Source organism: Serratia sp. CY31944, assembly GCF_052169175.1.
GTDB classification, from domain to species: domain Bacteria; phylum Pseudomonadota; class Gammaproteobacteria; order Enterobacterales; family Enterobacteriaceae; genus Serratia; species Serratia sarumanii.
In genome coordinates this window covers 55,153-71,033 of the sequence record NZ_JBJNLG010000028.1, presented here as the reverse complement: position 1 = coordinate 71,033, position 15,881 = coordinate 55,153, and the positions used below count along the sequence as shown (strand labels likewise).

At 62.1% G+C, this 15,881-nt stretch carries 10 protein-coding genes and 1 rRNA gene; 6 read left to right on the top strand and 5 right to left on the bottom strand.

All coding sequences use genetic code 11. The features are described from left to right. From rrf to aceK, 5 genes are all read left to right on the top strand, one after another. A 5S ribosomal RNA gene (rrf, locus tag ACJ8IN_RS22925) occupies positions 1-110 on the top strand; the annotation flags it as partial. A gap of 200 nt (positions 111-310) precedes the next feature. After that, on the top strand, positions 311-1,240 hold the full coding sequence (metA, locus tag ACJ8IN_RS22920) for a homoserine O-acetyltransferase MetA (RefSeq protein ID WP_033654730.1): 930 nt from the start codon (positions 311-313) through the stop codon (positions 1,238-1,240). A 374-nt stretch (positions 1,241-1,614) separates the two neighbouring features. Then, on the top strand, positions 1,615-3,213 hold the full coding sequence (gene aceB / locus ACJ8IN_RS22915) for a malate synthase A (protein WP_060425049.1): 1,599 nt from the start codon (positions 1,615-1,617) through the stop codon (positions 3,211-3,213). 41 nt (positions 3,214-3,254) lie between these two features. Then, positions 3,255-4,562: an isocitrate lyase gene (gene aceA / locus ACJ8IN_RS22910; protein ID WP_060425046.1), complete on the top strand. Its 1,308-nt coding sequence runs from the start codon at positions 3,255-3,257 to the stop codon at positions 4,560-4,562. A 70-nt stretch (positions 4,563-4,632) separates the two neighbouring features. After that, positions 4,633-6,387, top strand: coding sequence for a bifunctional isocitrate dehydrogenase kinase/phosphatase (gene aceK / locus ACJ8IN_RS22905; protein WP_033649688.1), 1,755 nt, complete (start codon positions 4,633-4,635; stop codon positions 6,385-6,387). A 1-nt stretch (position 6,388) separates the two neighbouring features. On the opposite strand, the gene ACJ8IN_RS22900 is transcribed toward aceK, so the two are convergent. The 5 genes from ACJ8IN_RS22900 to iclR form a co-directional block, all read right to left on the bottom strand. Beyond that, on the bottom strand, positions 6,389-7,030 hold the full coding sequence (locus ACJ8IN_RS22900) for a bifunctional 4-hydroxy-2-oxoglutarate aldolase/2-dehydro-3-deoxy-phosphogluconate aldolase (RefSeq protein WP_033649689.1): 642 nt from the start codon (positions 7,028-7,030) through the stop codon (positions 6,389-6,391). Between the two features lie 54 nt (positions 7,031-7,084). Next, positions 7,085-8,899, bottom strand: a complete 1,815-nt coding sequence (gene edd / locus ACJ8IN_RS22895; RefSeq protein ID WP_041036924.1) for a phosphogluconate dehydratase — start codon at positions 8,897-8,899, stop codon at positions 7,085-7,087. A 98-nt stretch (positions 8,900-8,997) separates the two neighbouring features. Next, on the bottom strand, positions 8,998-10,335 hold the full coding sequence (gene gntU, locus ACJ8IN_RS22890; RefSeq protein WP_033649721.1) for a gluconate transporter: 1,338 nt from the start codon (positions 10,333-10,335) through the stop codon (positions 8,998-9,000). Further along, complete coding sequence (gntK, locus tag ACJ8IN_RS22885) at positions 10,332-10,871, bottom strand: gluconokinase (protein WP_033636235.1); 540 nt, start codon at positions 10,869-10,871, stop codon at positions 10,332-10,334. Before gntK ends, gntU begins: the two co-directional genes overlap by 4 nt. A 253-nt stretch (positions 10,872-11,124) precedes the next feature. Beyond that, positions 11,125-11,955, bottom strand: coding sequence for a glyoxylate bypass operon transcriptional repressor IclR (gene iclR, locus ACJ8IN_RS22880; RefSeq protein WP_004936648.1), 831 nt, complete (start codon positions 11,953-11,955; stop codon positions 11,125-11,127). Between the two features lie 196 nt (positions 11,956-12,151). On the opposite strand from iclR, the gene metH reads away from it, so the two are divergent. Then, positions 12,152-15,847 (top strand): methionine synthase, encoded by a 3,696-nt coding sequence (gene metH, locus ACJ8IN_RS22875; protein WP_154640464.1) that lies wholly within the window; start codon positions 12,152-12,154, stop codon positions 15,845-15,847. Positions 15,848-15,881: the final 34 nt, after the last annotated feature.

Genomic DNA, 15,881 nt, shown 5'->3' with positions numbered 1-15,881 from the left:
GGCAATAGCGCGGTGGTCCCACCTGACCCCATGCCGAACTCAGAAGTGAAACGCCGTAGCGCCGATGGTAGTGTGGGGTCTCCCCATGCGAGAGTAGGACACTGCCAGGCATCAAATAAGCCAAGAGGCCATCCGAAAGGATGGCCTTTTGGCTTTTCAGTCCTTTTACTCTCTCTACTCATATCTTGGCGCAGATCGCGCAATGAAACATTTTCACCTTTCCGCTGAATGCTCGACAGCGACGGAAAAAAACGCTATCTTCGGGCATCTAGAAGTCTAAACGTATAAATGGATGTGTGAGGGTTAAGCAATGCCGATTCGTGTTCCTGATGAGTTACCTGCGGTCAATTTCTTGCGCGGTGAGAATGTCTTCGTGATGACATCCTCGCGGGCAAAAACACAGGAAATCAGGCCACTGAAAGTGCTGATCCTCAACCTGATGCCAAAGAAGATCGAAACGGAAAATCAGTTTTTGCGCCTGCTGTCCAACTCGCCGCTGCAGATTGATATCCAGCTGCTGCGTATCGACAGCCGCGAATCGAAGAACACGCCGGCCGAGCATCTGAATAACTTCTACTGCGACTTCGAGGATATCCAGAACGAGAACTTCGATGGTCTGATCGTCACCGGCGCGCCGCTGGGGCTGGTCGATTTCTGCGATGTTGCCTATTGGCCACAGATCGAGCGCGTGATCGACTGGGCCAAGCACCACGTTACCTCCACGCTGTTCGTGTGCTGGGCGGTACAGGCGGCGTTGAATATTCTGTATGGCATTCCCAAGATGACGCGCGAAGTGAAGCTCTCCGGCGTTTACCCGCACCAAACGCTACAGCAGCATGCGTTGCTGACGCGCGGCTTCGACGAAAGTTTCCTGGCGCCGCATTCACGCTATGCCGATTTCCCGACCGAGGTGATTCGCCAATATACCGACCTGGATATTCTGGCCGAATCCGAACAGGCGGGCGCCTACCTGTTCGCCAGCAGGGATAAGCGCCTGGCGTTCGTCACCGGCCATCCGGAGTATGATGCGCTGACCCTGGCGGGGGAGTATTGTCGCGACCACGAAGCTGGCCTCGATCCCGCCGTTCCGCTCAACTACTTCCCGGATGACAACCCCGCACTGACACCGAAAGCCACCTGGCGCAGCCATGGCCATCTGCTGTTTTCCAACTGGCTCAACTATTACGTCTACCAGATCACGCCGTACGATCTGCGTCATATGAATCCGACGCTCGACTGATCTTTTCTGCCTGCCGGCGGCTGAATCGAGGCCGCCGCTCCGTTGATCCTCTGCACGCCCTTCTTTTTATCCGTCACTTCTCCAAAAAATCTATTGTCCAACAAGGCGTTAGTGCGTCTTTATCAATTTACTGGAAGCGATTTCCTTACCTGTCATTATTGTTATCTTATCTAACTAGTTGATAATAAAGTGTTAATAAAATATTTAATAATAAAATGGAAATGGTTTTTGATTTTTATTTTTTGTTGAGTATTCTTAGAGCTATCGGGATGAGATCTGACCAGTTGAGGATCGTTTCATCCGCCCTGATCCACAGTGATTTCTGATGAAAATGCGCCGGTCGCTCGGGCGCAACGATGGGAAGGAGCAAGGTCATGACGCAACAGATAGCAGGCACGGAGTTAAGGTTTACGCAGGGTTTCGCCGCAGCGGAGCGCCAGGTGTTGACCGATAAAGCGGTTGAATTCCTGGCGGAACTGGTGGGGAAATTCACGCCGCGGCGCAACGAGCTGCTGGCGGCGCGTGTCCGCTGGCAGCAAAATATCGATCGCGGCGAACTGCCGGGGTTTATTTCGGAAACCACTTCCATTCGTGAAGGTGACTGGCAGATCCGCGGCATTCCGCAAGATCTGCGTGACCGCCGGGTCGAGATCACCGGTCCGGTCGAGCGCAAGATGGTGATCAATGCGCTTAACGCCAACGTAAAAGTGTTTATGGCGGACTTCGAAGACTCGCTGGCGCCAAGCTGGGACAAAGTCATCGACGGCCAAATCAACCTGCACGATGCGGTTAACGGCACCATTTCCTACACCAATGAAGCCGGCAAAATCTACCAGCTGAAACCGAACCCGGCGGTATTGATCGCTCGCGTGCGCGGCCTGCATCTGCCGGAGAAGCACGTGCTGTGGCGTGATGAAGCCATTCCCGGCGGCCTGTTCGATTTCGCGCTGTACTTCTACCACAACTATCGCCAACTGTTGGCCAAGGGCAGCGGCCCGTATTTCTACCTGCCGAAAACCCAGTCCTGGGAAGAAGCGGCCTGGTGGAGCGATGTCTTCAGCTTTACCGAGGATCGTTTCGATCTGCCGCGCGGCACCATCAAAGCGACCGTGCTGATCGAAACCCTGCCGGCGGTGTTCCAGATGGACGAAATCCTCTACCACCTGCGCGATCACATCGTGGGTCTGAACTGCGGCCGCTGGGATTACATCTTCAGCTACATCAAAACGCTGAAGAATCACGGCGATCGCGTGCTGCCGGATCGTCAGTCAGTGACCATGGAGAAACCTTTCCTCAGCGCCTATTCGCGTCTGTTGATCAAAACCTGTCATAAGCGCGGCGCGTTCGCCATGGGCGGTATGGCGGCGTTTATCCCGAGCAAAGACGCCGAGAAAAACGCCTGGGTGCTGAACAAGGTACGGGCGGACAAAGAGCTGGAGGCCAGCAACGGCCACGACGGCACCTGGGTGGCGCACCCGGGGCTGGCGGACACGGTGATGGAAGTGTTCGGCAAAGCGCTGGGCGATCGCCAAAACCAGCTGGAGGTGCTGCGTGAGCAAGACGCGCCGATCAGCGCCGCACAGCTGCTGGAACCGTGCGATGGCGAGCGTACCGAAGCGGGGATGCGCGCCAATATTCGCGTGGCGGTGCAGTACATCGAAGCCTGGATCTCCGGCAACGGTTGCGTACCGATTTACGGTTTGATGGAAGATGCGGCCACGGCGGAGATCTCCCGTACGTCTATCTGGCAGTGGATCCACCACGAGAAGAGCCTGAGCGACGGGCGCCGGGTCACCAAGGCGCTGTTCCGCCAGATGCTGCAAGAAGAGATGTTGGTGGTGCGTGAAGAAGTGGGGGAAGCGCGCTTTAACGCCGGCCGGTACGAAGAGGCGGCGCGCCTGATGGAGCGCATCACCACGCAAGATGAGTTAATCGATTTCCTGACGCTGCCCGGCTATGAGCTGCTGGCCTGAATTTTCCCAATCAACCCTACACGACTGAAAGGATAAAAATTATGTCTACCTCTCGCTCTCAACAGATTCAGCAGCTGGAACAGGAATGGAAATCGGCCCGTTGGGAAGGCATCACCCGCCCTTACAGCGCCGAAGACGTGATCAACCTGCGCGGTTCGGTCAACCCGGAATGCACTCTGGCGCAAAACGGTGCCGCCAAACTGTGGGCGTTGCTGAACGGCAAGGCGCGCAAAGGCTACGTGAACTGCCTGGGCGCGCTCACCGGCGGCCAGGCGCTGCAGCAGGCCAAGGCCGGCGTCGAGGCTATCTACCTGTCCGGTTGGCAGGTGGCGGCGGACGCCAACAGCGCGGCGGCCATGTACCCTGACCAGTCGCTGTATCCGGTGGACTCGGTGCCGAAGGTGGTCGAGCGCATCAACAATACCTTCCGCCGCGCCGATCAGATCCAATGGGCGAACCAGATTGAGCCGGGCAACAAAGGCTACACCGATTATTTCCTGCCGATCGTCGCCGATGCGGAAGCCGGCTTCGGCGGCGTGCTGAACGCCTTCGAGCTGATGAAAGCGATGATCACCGCCGGCGCCGCCGGGGTGCACTTTGAAGATCAGCTGGCGGCGGTGAAGAAATGCGGCCATATGGGCGGCAAAGTGCTGGTGCCGACGCAGGAAGCGATCCAGAAACTGGTCGCCGCGCGCCTGGCGGCCGACGTGCTCGGCGTGCCGACGCTGGTGATCGCCCGCACCGACGCCGATGCGGCCGACCTGCTGACCTCCGATTGCGATCCGTATGACAGCGCCTTCGTCACCGGCGAGCGCACGGCGGAAGGTTTCTTCCGCACCCATGCCGGCGTCGAGCAGGCGATCAGCCGCGGCCTGGCTTATGCCCCTTACGCGGACATGGTGTGGTGCGAAACCTCTACGCCGGATCTGGATGCCGCTCAGCGCTTCGCCGACGCCATCCACGCCAAATACCCGGGCAAGCTGCTGGCCTACAACTGCTCGCCGTCGTTCAACTGGAAAAAGAACCTCGACGACCAGACCATCGCCCGCTTCCAGCAGGCGCTGTCGGACATGGGCTACAAGTATCAGTTCATTACGCTGGCGGGCATCCACAGCATGTGGTTCAACATGTTCGACCTGGCGCACGCCTATGCGCAGGGCGAGGGCATGAAACACTACGTCGAGAAGGTGCAGCAGGCGGAGTTCGCCGCGGTGGATCGCGGTTACACCTTCGCGTCGCACCAGCAAGAGGTGGGCACCGGCTACTTCGACAAGGTCACCACCATCATTCAGGGCGGCGCCTCTTCGGTCACTGCGCTGACGGGTTCGACGGAAGAACAGCAGTTCTGATGCGGCAAGCTTAAAGACGTTTCATCCGGAGCCTGCATGCGCAGGCTTCTTTTTCTGGCGGGGGGTAAGGATGGCGGCAAAACTGGAGTTGTTGATCGCACAGACGATCCTGCAAGGCTTCGATGCGCAGTACGGCCGCTTTCTGGAAGTGACCGCCGGCGCGCAGCAGCGCTTCGAGCAGGCGGACTGGCCGGCGGTGCAGCGGGCGATGAAAAAACGCATCCATCTGTATGACCATCACGTCGGCCTGGTGGTGGAGCAGCTCAAATGCATCACCGGGCAGAAATACTTCGACGCCGACTTCCCCAGCCGGGTCAAAGCGGTCTATATCGACCTGCTGCCGGACTACCCGCGCTTCGAGATCGCCGAAAGCTTCTTTAACTCGGTCTACTGTCGGCTGTTCAAGCACCGCGATCTGACGCCGGACAAGCTGTTCGTCTTCAGTTCGCAGCCGGAGCGGCGCTTTCGCGACATCCCGCGTCCGCTGGCGCGCGATTTCACCCCCAATGGCGATCTGCCGGCGATGCTGCGCAGCGTGCTGAGCGATCTGCCGCTGCGGCTGCCGTGGGAGGATTTGACGCGCGATATTCACTACATCACTCAGGCGCTGCAACGCGCCTTCAGCGCACAGCAGTTGGCGGGGGCAACCTTCCAGATCGCCAACGAACTGTTCTATCGCAACAAGGCCGCCTGGCTGGTCGGCAAGCTGCGTCTGGCCGACGGCGTTTATCCGTTCTTGCTGCCTATCCACCACAGCGAGTCGGGCGCGCTGTTTATCGACGCCTGCCTGACCGGTAAGGCCGAGGCCAGCATCGTCTTCGGCTTCGCCCGATCTTATTTCATGGTCTATGCGCCGCTGCCGGCGGCGATGGTGGAGTGGCTGCGCGAGATCCTGCCGGGCAAAACCACCGCCGAGCTGTACATGGCGATCGGCTGCCAGAAGCACGGCAAAACCGAATGCTATCGCGAATACCTGACCTTTATGGCGCAGTCGCAGGAGCAGTTCATTATCGCGCCGGGGGTGAAGGGCATGGTGATGCTGGTGTTCACCCTGCCATCCTTCGATCGGGTGTTTAAAGTGATCAAAGACGAATTCGCCCCGCAAAAAGAGGTGACGCAGGCACAGGTGATGGCCTGCTATCAGCTGGTGAAAGAGCATGACCGCGTCGGGCGCATGGCGGATACCCAGGAGTACGAGAATTTCGTCGTCGACAAGGCGCGCCTCAGCCCGGCGCTGTTGGCGGAGCTGCAGCGCGAAGTGCCGGGTAAGCTGGAAGATCTCGGCGATCGCATCGTGATCAAACATCTGTATATGGAACGGCGCATGACGCCGCTGAACCTGTATCTGGAGCAGGCCAACGACCAGCAGATGCGCGATGCGATCGAAGAGTACGGCAATGCCATCAAGCAGCTGGCCGCCGCCAATATCTTCCCCGGCGACATGCTGTTCAAGAACTTCGGCGTGACGCGCCACGGGCGGGTGGTGTTCTACGACTACGACGAAATTTGCTACATGACCGAGGTCAACTTCCGCGACATTCCGCCGCCGCGCTATCCGGAGGACGAGCTGGCCAGCGAGCCGTGGTACAGCATCGCGCCCAACGACGTGTTCCCGGAGGAGTTCCGCCACTTCCTGTGCGGCGATCGGCGCATTCGGCAGGTGTTTGAAGAATTGCACAGCGATCTGTTTACCGCGGAGTATTGGCGCGGGTTACAGCAGCGCATCCGCGAGGGGCACGTGGAAGACGTGTTCGCTTACCGCAAGAAGCAGCGGTTCAGCCAGCGCAGCGGGGCGGCGCTGCCGGCCGCCACCGCTGCGATGTAAATCAGGCCTGGGCGCCCGCGACGGCGGCGCGCGCCAGTTCGGTGATGCGCGCGTAGTCGCCGCTTTCCAGCGCGTCCGCCGGCACCAGCCAGGAGCCGCCGATGCACAGCACGCTTTTCAGCGCCAGATAGCTGCGGTAGTTGTCCGGCGAGATGCCGCCGGTCGGGCAGAAGCGCACCTGCGGGAACGGGCCGCCGATCGCCTGCAGCGCTTTTACGCCGCCGTTGGCTTCCGCCGGGAAGAATTTAAACTCGCGCAGGCCGTAATCCATGCCCAGCATCAGTTCGGAAACGGTGCTGATGCCCGGAATAAGCGGAATGGACCCGGCGGTGGCCGCCTTGAGCAGCTCGTCGGTCAGCCCCGGGCTGATGGCGAACTGCGCGCCGGCCTCGGTCACTTCACGCAGCTGCTGCGGATTGATCACGGTACCGGCGCCGATGATCGCTTCCGGCACTTCTTGGGCGATGGCGCGAATGGCGTCCATGGCGCAGGCGGTGCGCAGCGTCACTTCCAACACCCGCACGCCGCCGGCGACCAGCGCTTTCGCCAACGGCACCGCATGTTCCAGCTTGTTGATCACGATCACCGGCACCACCGGCCCCGCCGTCAGGATCTGCTCGGCGCTTGTTTTCCACTTGTTCATGATGACGTTCTCCTTTGTGGCCACCGCCAGGCGGCGATGCGGCCAGGCTATCGATTAAAATGTGATGCAGCAGGCGCCCTGCTCGGCGCCGGACAGCTGGCTGCGCAGCGCGCCGAACAGCTCGCGGCCGCAGCCGATGTGTTCTGCGCTCAGATCGGGTTGGCACGGCGTGCGCTGGGCCAGTTCGTCGGCGTCGACCAGCACCTGCAGCTCGCCGCTGCGGCCGTTGACGCGGATCGGATCGCCGTCGCGCACTTTCGCCAGCAGGCCGCCGGTATAGGCTTCCGGGGTGACGTGGATGGCGGAAGGCACCTTGCCGGAGGCGCCTGACAGGCGGCCGTCGGTCACCAGCGCCACTTTGAAGCCGCGATCCATCAGCACGCCCAGCGGCGGCATCAGTTTGTGCAGCTCCGGCATGCCGTTGGCCTGCGGCCCCTGGAAGCGCACTACCACCACGCAATCGCGATCCAGCTTGCCGGCTTCAAACGCCGGCACGATGTCGTGCTGGCTGTCGAACACCACCGCCGGCGCTTCGATGATCTGGTTGTCGGCGGGCACCGCCGAGGTTTTCATCACCGCGCGCCCCAGATTGCCGGCCATCACTTTGGTGCCGCCGTGATGCTCAAACGGCTGAGCGACGCTGGCGATTACGCTGGCGTCGAGCGAACCGGCTACGCCTTCGCGCCACACCAACTGGCCATTATCCAGCCACGGTTCCTGGGTGTAGCGGTGCAGGCCGAAACCGGCCACGGTGTGCACGTCTTCGTGCAGCAGCCCGTGTTGCAACAGCTCACGCACCACCAGCGGCACGCCGCCGGCGGCCTGGAACTGGTTGATGTCGGCCGGGCCGTTCGGGTAGATGCGACACAGCAGCGGTACCGCCTCCGACAGCTCCGAGAAATCGTCCCAGGTGATGATGATGCCCGCTGCGCGCGCCATCGCCACCAGATGCATGGTCAGGTTGGTGGAGCCGCCGGTGGCCAGCAGCGAGACGATGCCGTTCACCACCACTTTCTCGTCCACCAGGCGGCCGATCGGCAGGTAGTTGCCGGCGGTGTCGGTCAGTCGCGTCACCTGGCGCGCAGCGGCGTCGTTCAGCGCGTCGCGCAGCGGCGTATCCGGATGCACGAAAGAGGCGCCCGGCAGGTGCAGGCCCATCACTTCCATCACCATCTGGTTGGTGTTGGCGGTGCCGTAGAAGGTGCAGGTGCCGATGCCGTGATAGGAGGCGGCCTCGGCTTCCAGCAGCGCCAGACGATCGGCCTTGCCCTCGGCGTACAGCTGGCGCACGCGCACCTTTTCCTTGTTCGGCAGGCCGCTGCTCATCGGGCCGGCCGGCACGAACAGCGCGGGCAGGTGGCCGAAGGAGAGGGCGGCCATCACCAGCCCCGGCACGATCTTGTCGCAGATGCCGAGGAACAGCGCGCCGTCGAACATGTTATGCGACAGTCCGACGGCGGCCGACATGGCGATCACGTCGCGGCTCATCAGCGACAGTTCCATGCCGTCCTGCCCCTGCGTCACGCCGTCGCACATCGCCGGCACGCCGCCGGCCACCTGGCCCACGGCGCCCACCGCCTTCAGCGCCTGCTTCAGCCGCTGCGGGTAGTGTTCGTACGGCTGGTGGGCCGACAGCATGTCGTTGTAGGCGGTGATGATGGCGATATCGCTGCGCACCATGTTTTTCAGCGCCGTCTTGTCATCGGGCTGACAGGCGGCGAAGCCGTGGGCCAGGTTGCCGCAGGCCAGCTGCGCGCGGTGGACGGTTTGGGAACGGGCCGCCTCGATGCGCGCCAGATAGGCGGCGCGGCTGGCCTGGGAACGGTGGATGATGCGCTGCGTGACACGGGACAAGGTTGGGTTAATCATGCCTTCCTCACATTGCTGTTGTTATAGTCGCCGCCTGTGGCGGTGCCCCCGGGGATGATTTGCAGCCCTGGTGTGCAAGGCCGGGGGCGATTTAGGATTTAAAACATCGTGAATGCAATCATGCCGATAGCGCCGCCGACGCTGCCCAGAATCGTTTCCATCACCGTCCAGGTTTTCAGCGTTTGCAGTTCGTTGGCGCCGGTGAATTTGCCGAACAGCCAGAAACCGGCGTCGTTGACGTGGCTCAGCACGATGGAGCCGCCAGCGATGCAGATAGCCAGCGCGGCCAGCTGCCCGCCGTTCAGCCCGAGCTGGCTGGTGACCGGCAGCACCAGGCCGACGGTGGTCAGACAGGCGACGGTGGCCGAGCCCTGAATCACCCGCACCATGGCGGAGAGCGCGAAGGCGGCTACGGCGATCGGCAGGCCGGCGCCGATCATGGCGTCACCCAGCGCCGGCCCTACGCCGGAATCCACCAGGATCTGTTTGAACACCCCGCCGGCGCCGGTCATCAGCAGGATGATCCCGGCCGGTTGCACCGCGGCGGAGCAGATAGCCAGCGTCTGTTCGTTGCTCATGCCGCGCGGCTTCGCCAGGCCGTAAATCACGATCAGGCAGGCCAGCAGAATGGCGGTGAACGGGTGGCCGATAAACTCCAGCCACTGCTGCAGCTGCGAGCCGGGGGTGACCAGCCGCGCGCCGATGGTCTTCATGCCGACCAGCACCAGCGGGCACAGCACCAGCGCCAGGCTGAAGCCGAACGACGGCAAATTGCCCTTGGTCAACGTCGGCTCGTTCTCTTCCGGCGGCATCGGCCAGTTGACGAAGCGGCTGATAAAGCTGCCGTACAGCGGGCCGGCGATCAGCATGCCGATCACCGCCGCCACCAGGCCGATGGCGATCATCCAGCCGAAGTCGGCCTTCATCTGCGAAGCCAGCAGCATCGGCACCGGCCCCGGCAGCAGGAAGGAGGCGGCGGCGGCCACGCCGGCGAACAGCGGAATGGCCAGCTTGACGATATTGCCGTCGGTGCGGCGCGCCACGGCGAACACGATGCCGATCAGCAGCACCACCGCCACGTCGAAGAACAGCGGCAGCGCGCAGATCAGGCCGGCGATGCCGAGCGCGTAGTGCGCCTTGCTTTGTCCGAATCGTTTCAGCAATTGCGCCGCAATTTGATCGAGCGCGCCGACCTCATGCAGGATCTTGCCGAACATCGCCCCGAGCGCCACCACGATCGCCAGGAAGCCCAGCGTGTCACCCATGCCTTTTTGCATGGTGTCGGCGATATGGTCCAGCGGCATGCCGGAGAAGATGCCGGCGGCGATGGACACCAGCATCAGCGCGACGAAGGCGTGCATGCGCGCCTTCATCACCAGGAATAACAGCAGTAAAACCGAGCCGACTGCGGTACCGACCAGCGTTACGGTACTCACGCGCACACGTCCTGCGGCAGGAAGCTCTGGATATGGCGCACGGTATCGGCGATCACCGCGTCCAGCGGCTGGTTGATGTCGATCGCCATCACGTCGCTTTCGTCGGCGCCCGGCTGCTCCAGCGCGGCGAACTGGGTGACCAGCATCTGCGGTTTGAAGAAGTGGCCGTTACGCGCCGCCAGGCGGGATTCGATCACCGGGAACTCGCCGTGCAGATAGATGAACGACAGGTTGCCGTTGCCGGCGCGCAGGCGGTCGCGATACTGCTTTTTCAGCGCCGAGCAGACGATGATCGACACGTTGTTGGTGCGCTGCATGGCGAAGGCGGCGTCGTTGAGCGCGGCCAGCCACGGGGCGCGATCGTCGTCGTTCAACGCTTCGCCGGCGGCCATCTTCAGGATGTTGCTGCGCGGATGCAGGAAGTCGCCGTCGAGGAAGCCGGCGGAGAGTTGGCGGGCCGCGGCGGCGGCGACGGCGGACTTGCCGCTGCCGGAAACGCCCATAACGACGTAAATGCGATTTTGATTGTTGGTCATGGCTTGGCTCCAAAACACCGGGTGACGTTACCTTCGTTCAGCTTGTTTGTTACCGGTAACATGTTATCGGTAACATTGTCGAAGGAAGTTTGAGCGGTTGCAATGGGCTTTCGCCGTGAGGATCGTTAACTGTGATCGGCTTCAAGCTTTTTTCCCGTGCGCTACACAGGATGCCGACAGCCTGTTACATGCTGACAACAGAGCAAGGAATCAGGAGAGAGGGCGCGCAGGGGCGCCCCTCGGAGGGGTTGGATCAGCGCACGCCGCCATAGGCCAGGCTGATCTCTTTGGCCGCGTGGATCACCAGCGCCCCCAGCTCGATCACGCGATCGTCGGTGATGCGCGACACCGGGCCGGAGATGGAGATGGCGGCGAAGGCTTCGCGGTGCTCGTCGAAGATGCAGGCCGCCACGCAGCGCAGGCCGAGCGCGTGCTCTTCGTCGTCAAAGGAGAAGCCCTGTTTGCGGATCTGCGCCAGCCCCTCTTTCAGGTTGTGCGGCGTCAGGGTGTGCGGCGTGTAGGTGTGCATGCCTTTCTTGTGCAGCAGTTTGGTCACCTGATCGTCCGGCAGGGTGGCGAGGAACGCCTTGCCGGCGCCGGAGGCGTGCATCGGCAGTTTGCCGCCGATTGGCGCCGACATGCGCATCAGCGCCGTACACTGCACCTGATCGATGATGATCGCCTGGTACTCGCTGGTATCCAGCACCGCCAGGTTGACGGTTTCGCCGGACTCTTCCATCAGGCGGCGTAGCGTCGGGTGCACCATCGCCAGCAGGTTGCGGCTTTGCAGGAAGCTGCTGCCGACCACAAAGGCGTGCGAGCCGATGGTCCACAGGCCGAGATCGCCGACCTGGCGCACGAATCCCTGCTGCTGCATGGTGGTGAGCAGGCGGTGAGTGGTGGAGTTCGGCAGGCCGGCCTGCTGGGCCAGATCGGTCAGCGCCACGTTGCCCTGGGCTTCCGAAATGTACTCCAACAGCTTCAGGCCACGGGTCAACGATTGTACCTGGCCGGTCGCCGCACTGGCGGCCGGAGCTGCTGCGCGGGGCTTCTTGCCGCGTTTGGCGGGAGCAGGGGTGGCCATGGGTGAGATTCCTTTTTCCGTATGATGGAATTCATTTTCGTTTTTTGTCGATGAATTGCAAGTCGCCGTCAGCTCATCGGAGGTGTTGGCGCACAACCTGAAAAACTCTCAATTGTCGTCTGCCCCTTTGTCCCTACAAGCTGTGCTAGGATGACTCGTTGGTTTTTGCGGCGGTTGAGCAATGGGCTGGATGGCAATGGAAGGGGTTACAGTGACGAATCGAGTAGAACAACTGCGCCGCCAGTTAGCGCAGCGCATTTTGGTGTTGGACGGCGGCATGGGCACCATGATCCAGAGCTACCGTCTGGATGAGCGCGATTTCCGCGGTGAGCGTTTCGCCGACTGGCGCAGCGATCTGAAAGGCAATAACGATCTGCTGGTGCTGACCAAGCCGGAAGTGATCGCCGCCATTCATTACGCCTATCTCGAGGCGGGCGCCGATATCCTTGAAACCAATACCTTCAACTCCACCTCCATCGCCATGGCCGACTACCACATGGAGTCGCTGTCCGCCGAGATTAACTATCAGGCCGCCTGCCTGGCGCGCACCTGCGCCGACGAATGGACGGCGCGCACGCCGGAAAAACCGCGCTACGTCGCCGGGGTGCTGGGGCCGACCAACCGCACCGCGTCCATCTCGCCGAACGTCAACGATCCGGCGTTCCGCAACATCTCGTTCGACGAGCTGGTGACGGCTTACCGCGAATCGACCCGTGCGCTGGTGGAGGGCGGCGTCGATCTGATCATGATCGAAACCATCTTCGACACCCTGAATGCCAAGGCCGCCGCCTTTGCGGTGGAAACCGAATTCGAAGCGCTGGGGGTGGAACTGCCGATCATGATTTCCGGCACCATCACCGACGCCTCTGGCCGCACCCTGTCCGGCCAAACCACCGAAGCGTTTTACAATTCGCTGCGCCACGTCAAGCCGCTGACCTTCGGCCTGAACTGCGCCCTGGGCCCGGACGAACTGCGTCAGTACGTCGCTGAGCTGGCGCGCATCTCGGAGACCTACGTCACTGCGCACCCGAACGCCGGTTTGCCGAACGCCTTCGGCGAGTACGATCTGGATGCGGCCGAGATGGCGCGCCAGGTCGGGGAGTGGGCGCAGGCCGGCTTCCTCAATATCATCGGCGGCTGCTGCGGCACCACGCCGGAACATATCGCCGCGATGGCCAAGGTGGTCGAGGGCGTGCCGCCGCGCCGGCTGCCGGAGATCCCGGTCGCCTGCCGCCTGGCGGGCCTGGAGCCGCTGACCATCGATGCCAACACCCTGTTCGTCAACGTCGGCGAGCGCACCAACGTCACCGGTTCGGCGCGATTCAAACGGCTGATCAAAGAAGAGAAATACAACGAGGCGCTCGACGTGGCGCGCCAGCAGGTTGAGAGCGGCGCGCAGATCATCGACATCAACATGGACGAGGGGATGCTCGACGCCGAAGCGGCGATGGTGCGCTTCCTTAACCTGATCGCCGGCGAGCCGGATATCGCCCGGGTGCCGATCATGATCGACTCCTCCAAGTGGTCCGTTATCGAGAAAGGCCTGAAATGCATCCAGGGCAAGGGCATCGTCAACTCGATCTCGATGAAGGAGGGCGAAGAGGCCTTTATCCATCACGCCAAACTGGTGCGCCGTTATGGCGCCGCGGTGGTGGTGATGGCGTTCGACGAAGTGGGGCAGGCTGACACCCGCGAGCGCAAGTTCGAGATCTGCCGCCGCGCCTATAACATTCTGACCGAGCGCGTCGGCTTCCCGCCGGAAGACATCATTTTCGACCCGAACATTTTCGCCGTCGCTACCGGTATCGAAGAGCACAACAACTACGCCGTCGACTTTATCGAAGCCTGTGCCGACATCAAAACCCACCTGCCGCACGCGATGATCTCCGGCGGCGTGTCCAACGTGTCGTTCTCGTTCCGCGGCAACGATCCGGTGCGTGAAGCGATCCACGCGGTGTTCCTGTATCACGCCATTCGCAACGGCATGGACATGGGCATCGTCAACGCCGGGCAACTGGCGATTTATGACGATTTAAGCGCCGAGCTGCGCGACGCGGTGGAGGACGTGATCCTCAACCGTCGCGAGGACGGCACCGAACGCCTGCTGGAGCTGGCGGAAAAGTACCGCGGCAGCAAAGATAATGACGTGGCGGTGCAGCAGGCGGAGTGGCGTGGCTGGCCGGTGGAGAAACGGCTGGAGTATTCGCTGGTGAAGGGCATCACCGAATTTATCGAGCTGGACACCGAAGAAGCGCGGCAGCAGGCCGAACGCCCGATCGAAGTGATCGAAGGGCCGCTGATGGCGGGGATGAACGTGGTCGGCGATCTGTTCGGCGAGGGCAAGATGTTCCTGCCGCAGGTGGTGAAATCCGCCCGCGTGATGAAGCAGGCGGTGGCCTACCTGGAACCCTACATCGAGGCCAGCAAGCAGCAGGGCACCTCCGCGGGCAAAATCCTGTTGGCGACGGTGAAGGGCGACGTGCATGACATCGGCAAGAACATCGTCGGCGTGGTACTGCAGTGTAACAACTATGAAATCGTCGATCTGGGCGTGATGGTGCCGACGGAGAAAATCCTGCGCACCGCGCGCGAGGAGAACGTGGACATCATCGGCCTGTCGGGTCTGATCACGCCATCGCTGGACGAGATGGTCAACGTGGCCAAAGAGATGGAGCGCCAGGGCTTTACGTTGCCGCTGCTGATCGGCGGCGCCACCACCTCCAAGGCGCACACCGCGGTGAAAATCGAACAAAACTACAGCGGCCCGACCACCTACGTGCAAAACGCCTCGCGCACCGTGGGCGTGGTGTCGGCGCTGCTGTCCGCCACCCAGCGCGACGAGTTTGTGGCGCGCACCCGCAAAGAGTATGAAACGGTGCGCATTCAGCATGCGCGCAAAAAGCCGCGCACGCCGCCGGTCGATTTGCAGAAGGCGCGCGCCAACGCCATGGCGCTGGACTGGGCCGATTATCAGCCGCCTGTGCCGCGGCAGCTCGGCGTGTTCCCGGTGGCGGCCGGCATCGAGACGCTGCGCCACTATATCGACTGGACGCCGTTCTTCATGACCTGGTCGCTGGCGGGCAAATACCCGCGCATCCTGGAAGACGAGGTGGTGGGGGAAGAGGCCAAGCGCCTGTTCCACGACGCCAATCAGATGCTGGATCGGCTGGCCGCCGAGCGCAGCCTCAACCCGCGCGGCGTTTACGGTCTGTTCCCGGCCAACCGCGTCGGCGATGACGTGGAGGTGTACTGCGACGAACGGCGTGACGAGGTGCTGGCGGTGAGCCGCCATCTGCGCCAGCAGACGGAAAAAACCGACTTCCCGAACTACTGCCTGGCGGATTTCGTGGCGCCGAAAAGCAGCGGCAAGGCCGACTACTTCGGCGCCTTCGCGGTGACCGGCGGGCTGGAGGAGGACGCGCTGGCGGCGGCGTACGACGCGCAGCACGACGATTACAACAAAATCATGGTCAAGGCGCTGGCGGATCGCCTGGCGGAGGCCTTCGCCGAATACCTGCATGAGCAGGTGCGCAAGCTGCACTGGGGCTATGCCGCCGACGAGAGCCTGAGCAACGAAGAGCTGATCCGCGAAAACTATCAGGGTATCCGGCCGGCGCCGGGCTACCCCGCCTGTCCGGAACACACCGAGAAAGCGACCATCTGGCAGCTGCTGGACGTCAACCGCCACACCGGCATGGAGCTGACGGAGTCCTTCGCCATGTGGCCGGGCGCGGCGGTGTCCGGCTGGTACTTCAGCCATCCTGAAAGCAAGTACTTCGCGGTGGCGCAGATCCAGCGCGATCAGGTGGAAGACTACGCGGCGCGTAAAGGGATGAGCGTGAGCGAGGTCGAACGCTGGCTGGCGCCTAACCTCGGCTACGACGCCGACTGATTTCCTCTTTAAGGGCGCAGCGATGCGCCCTTGT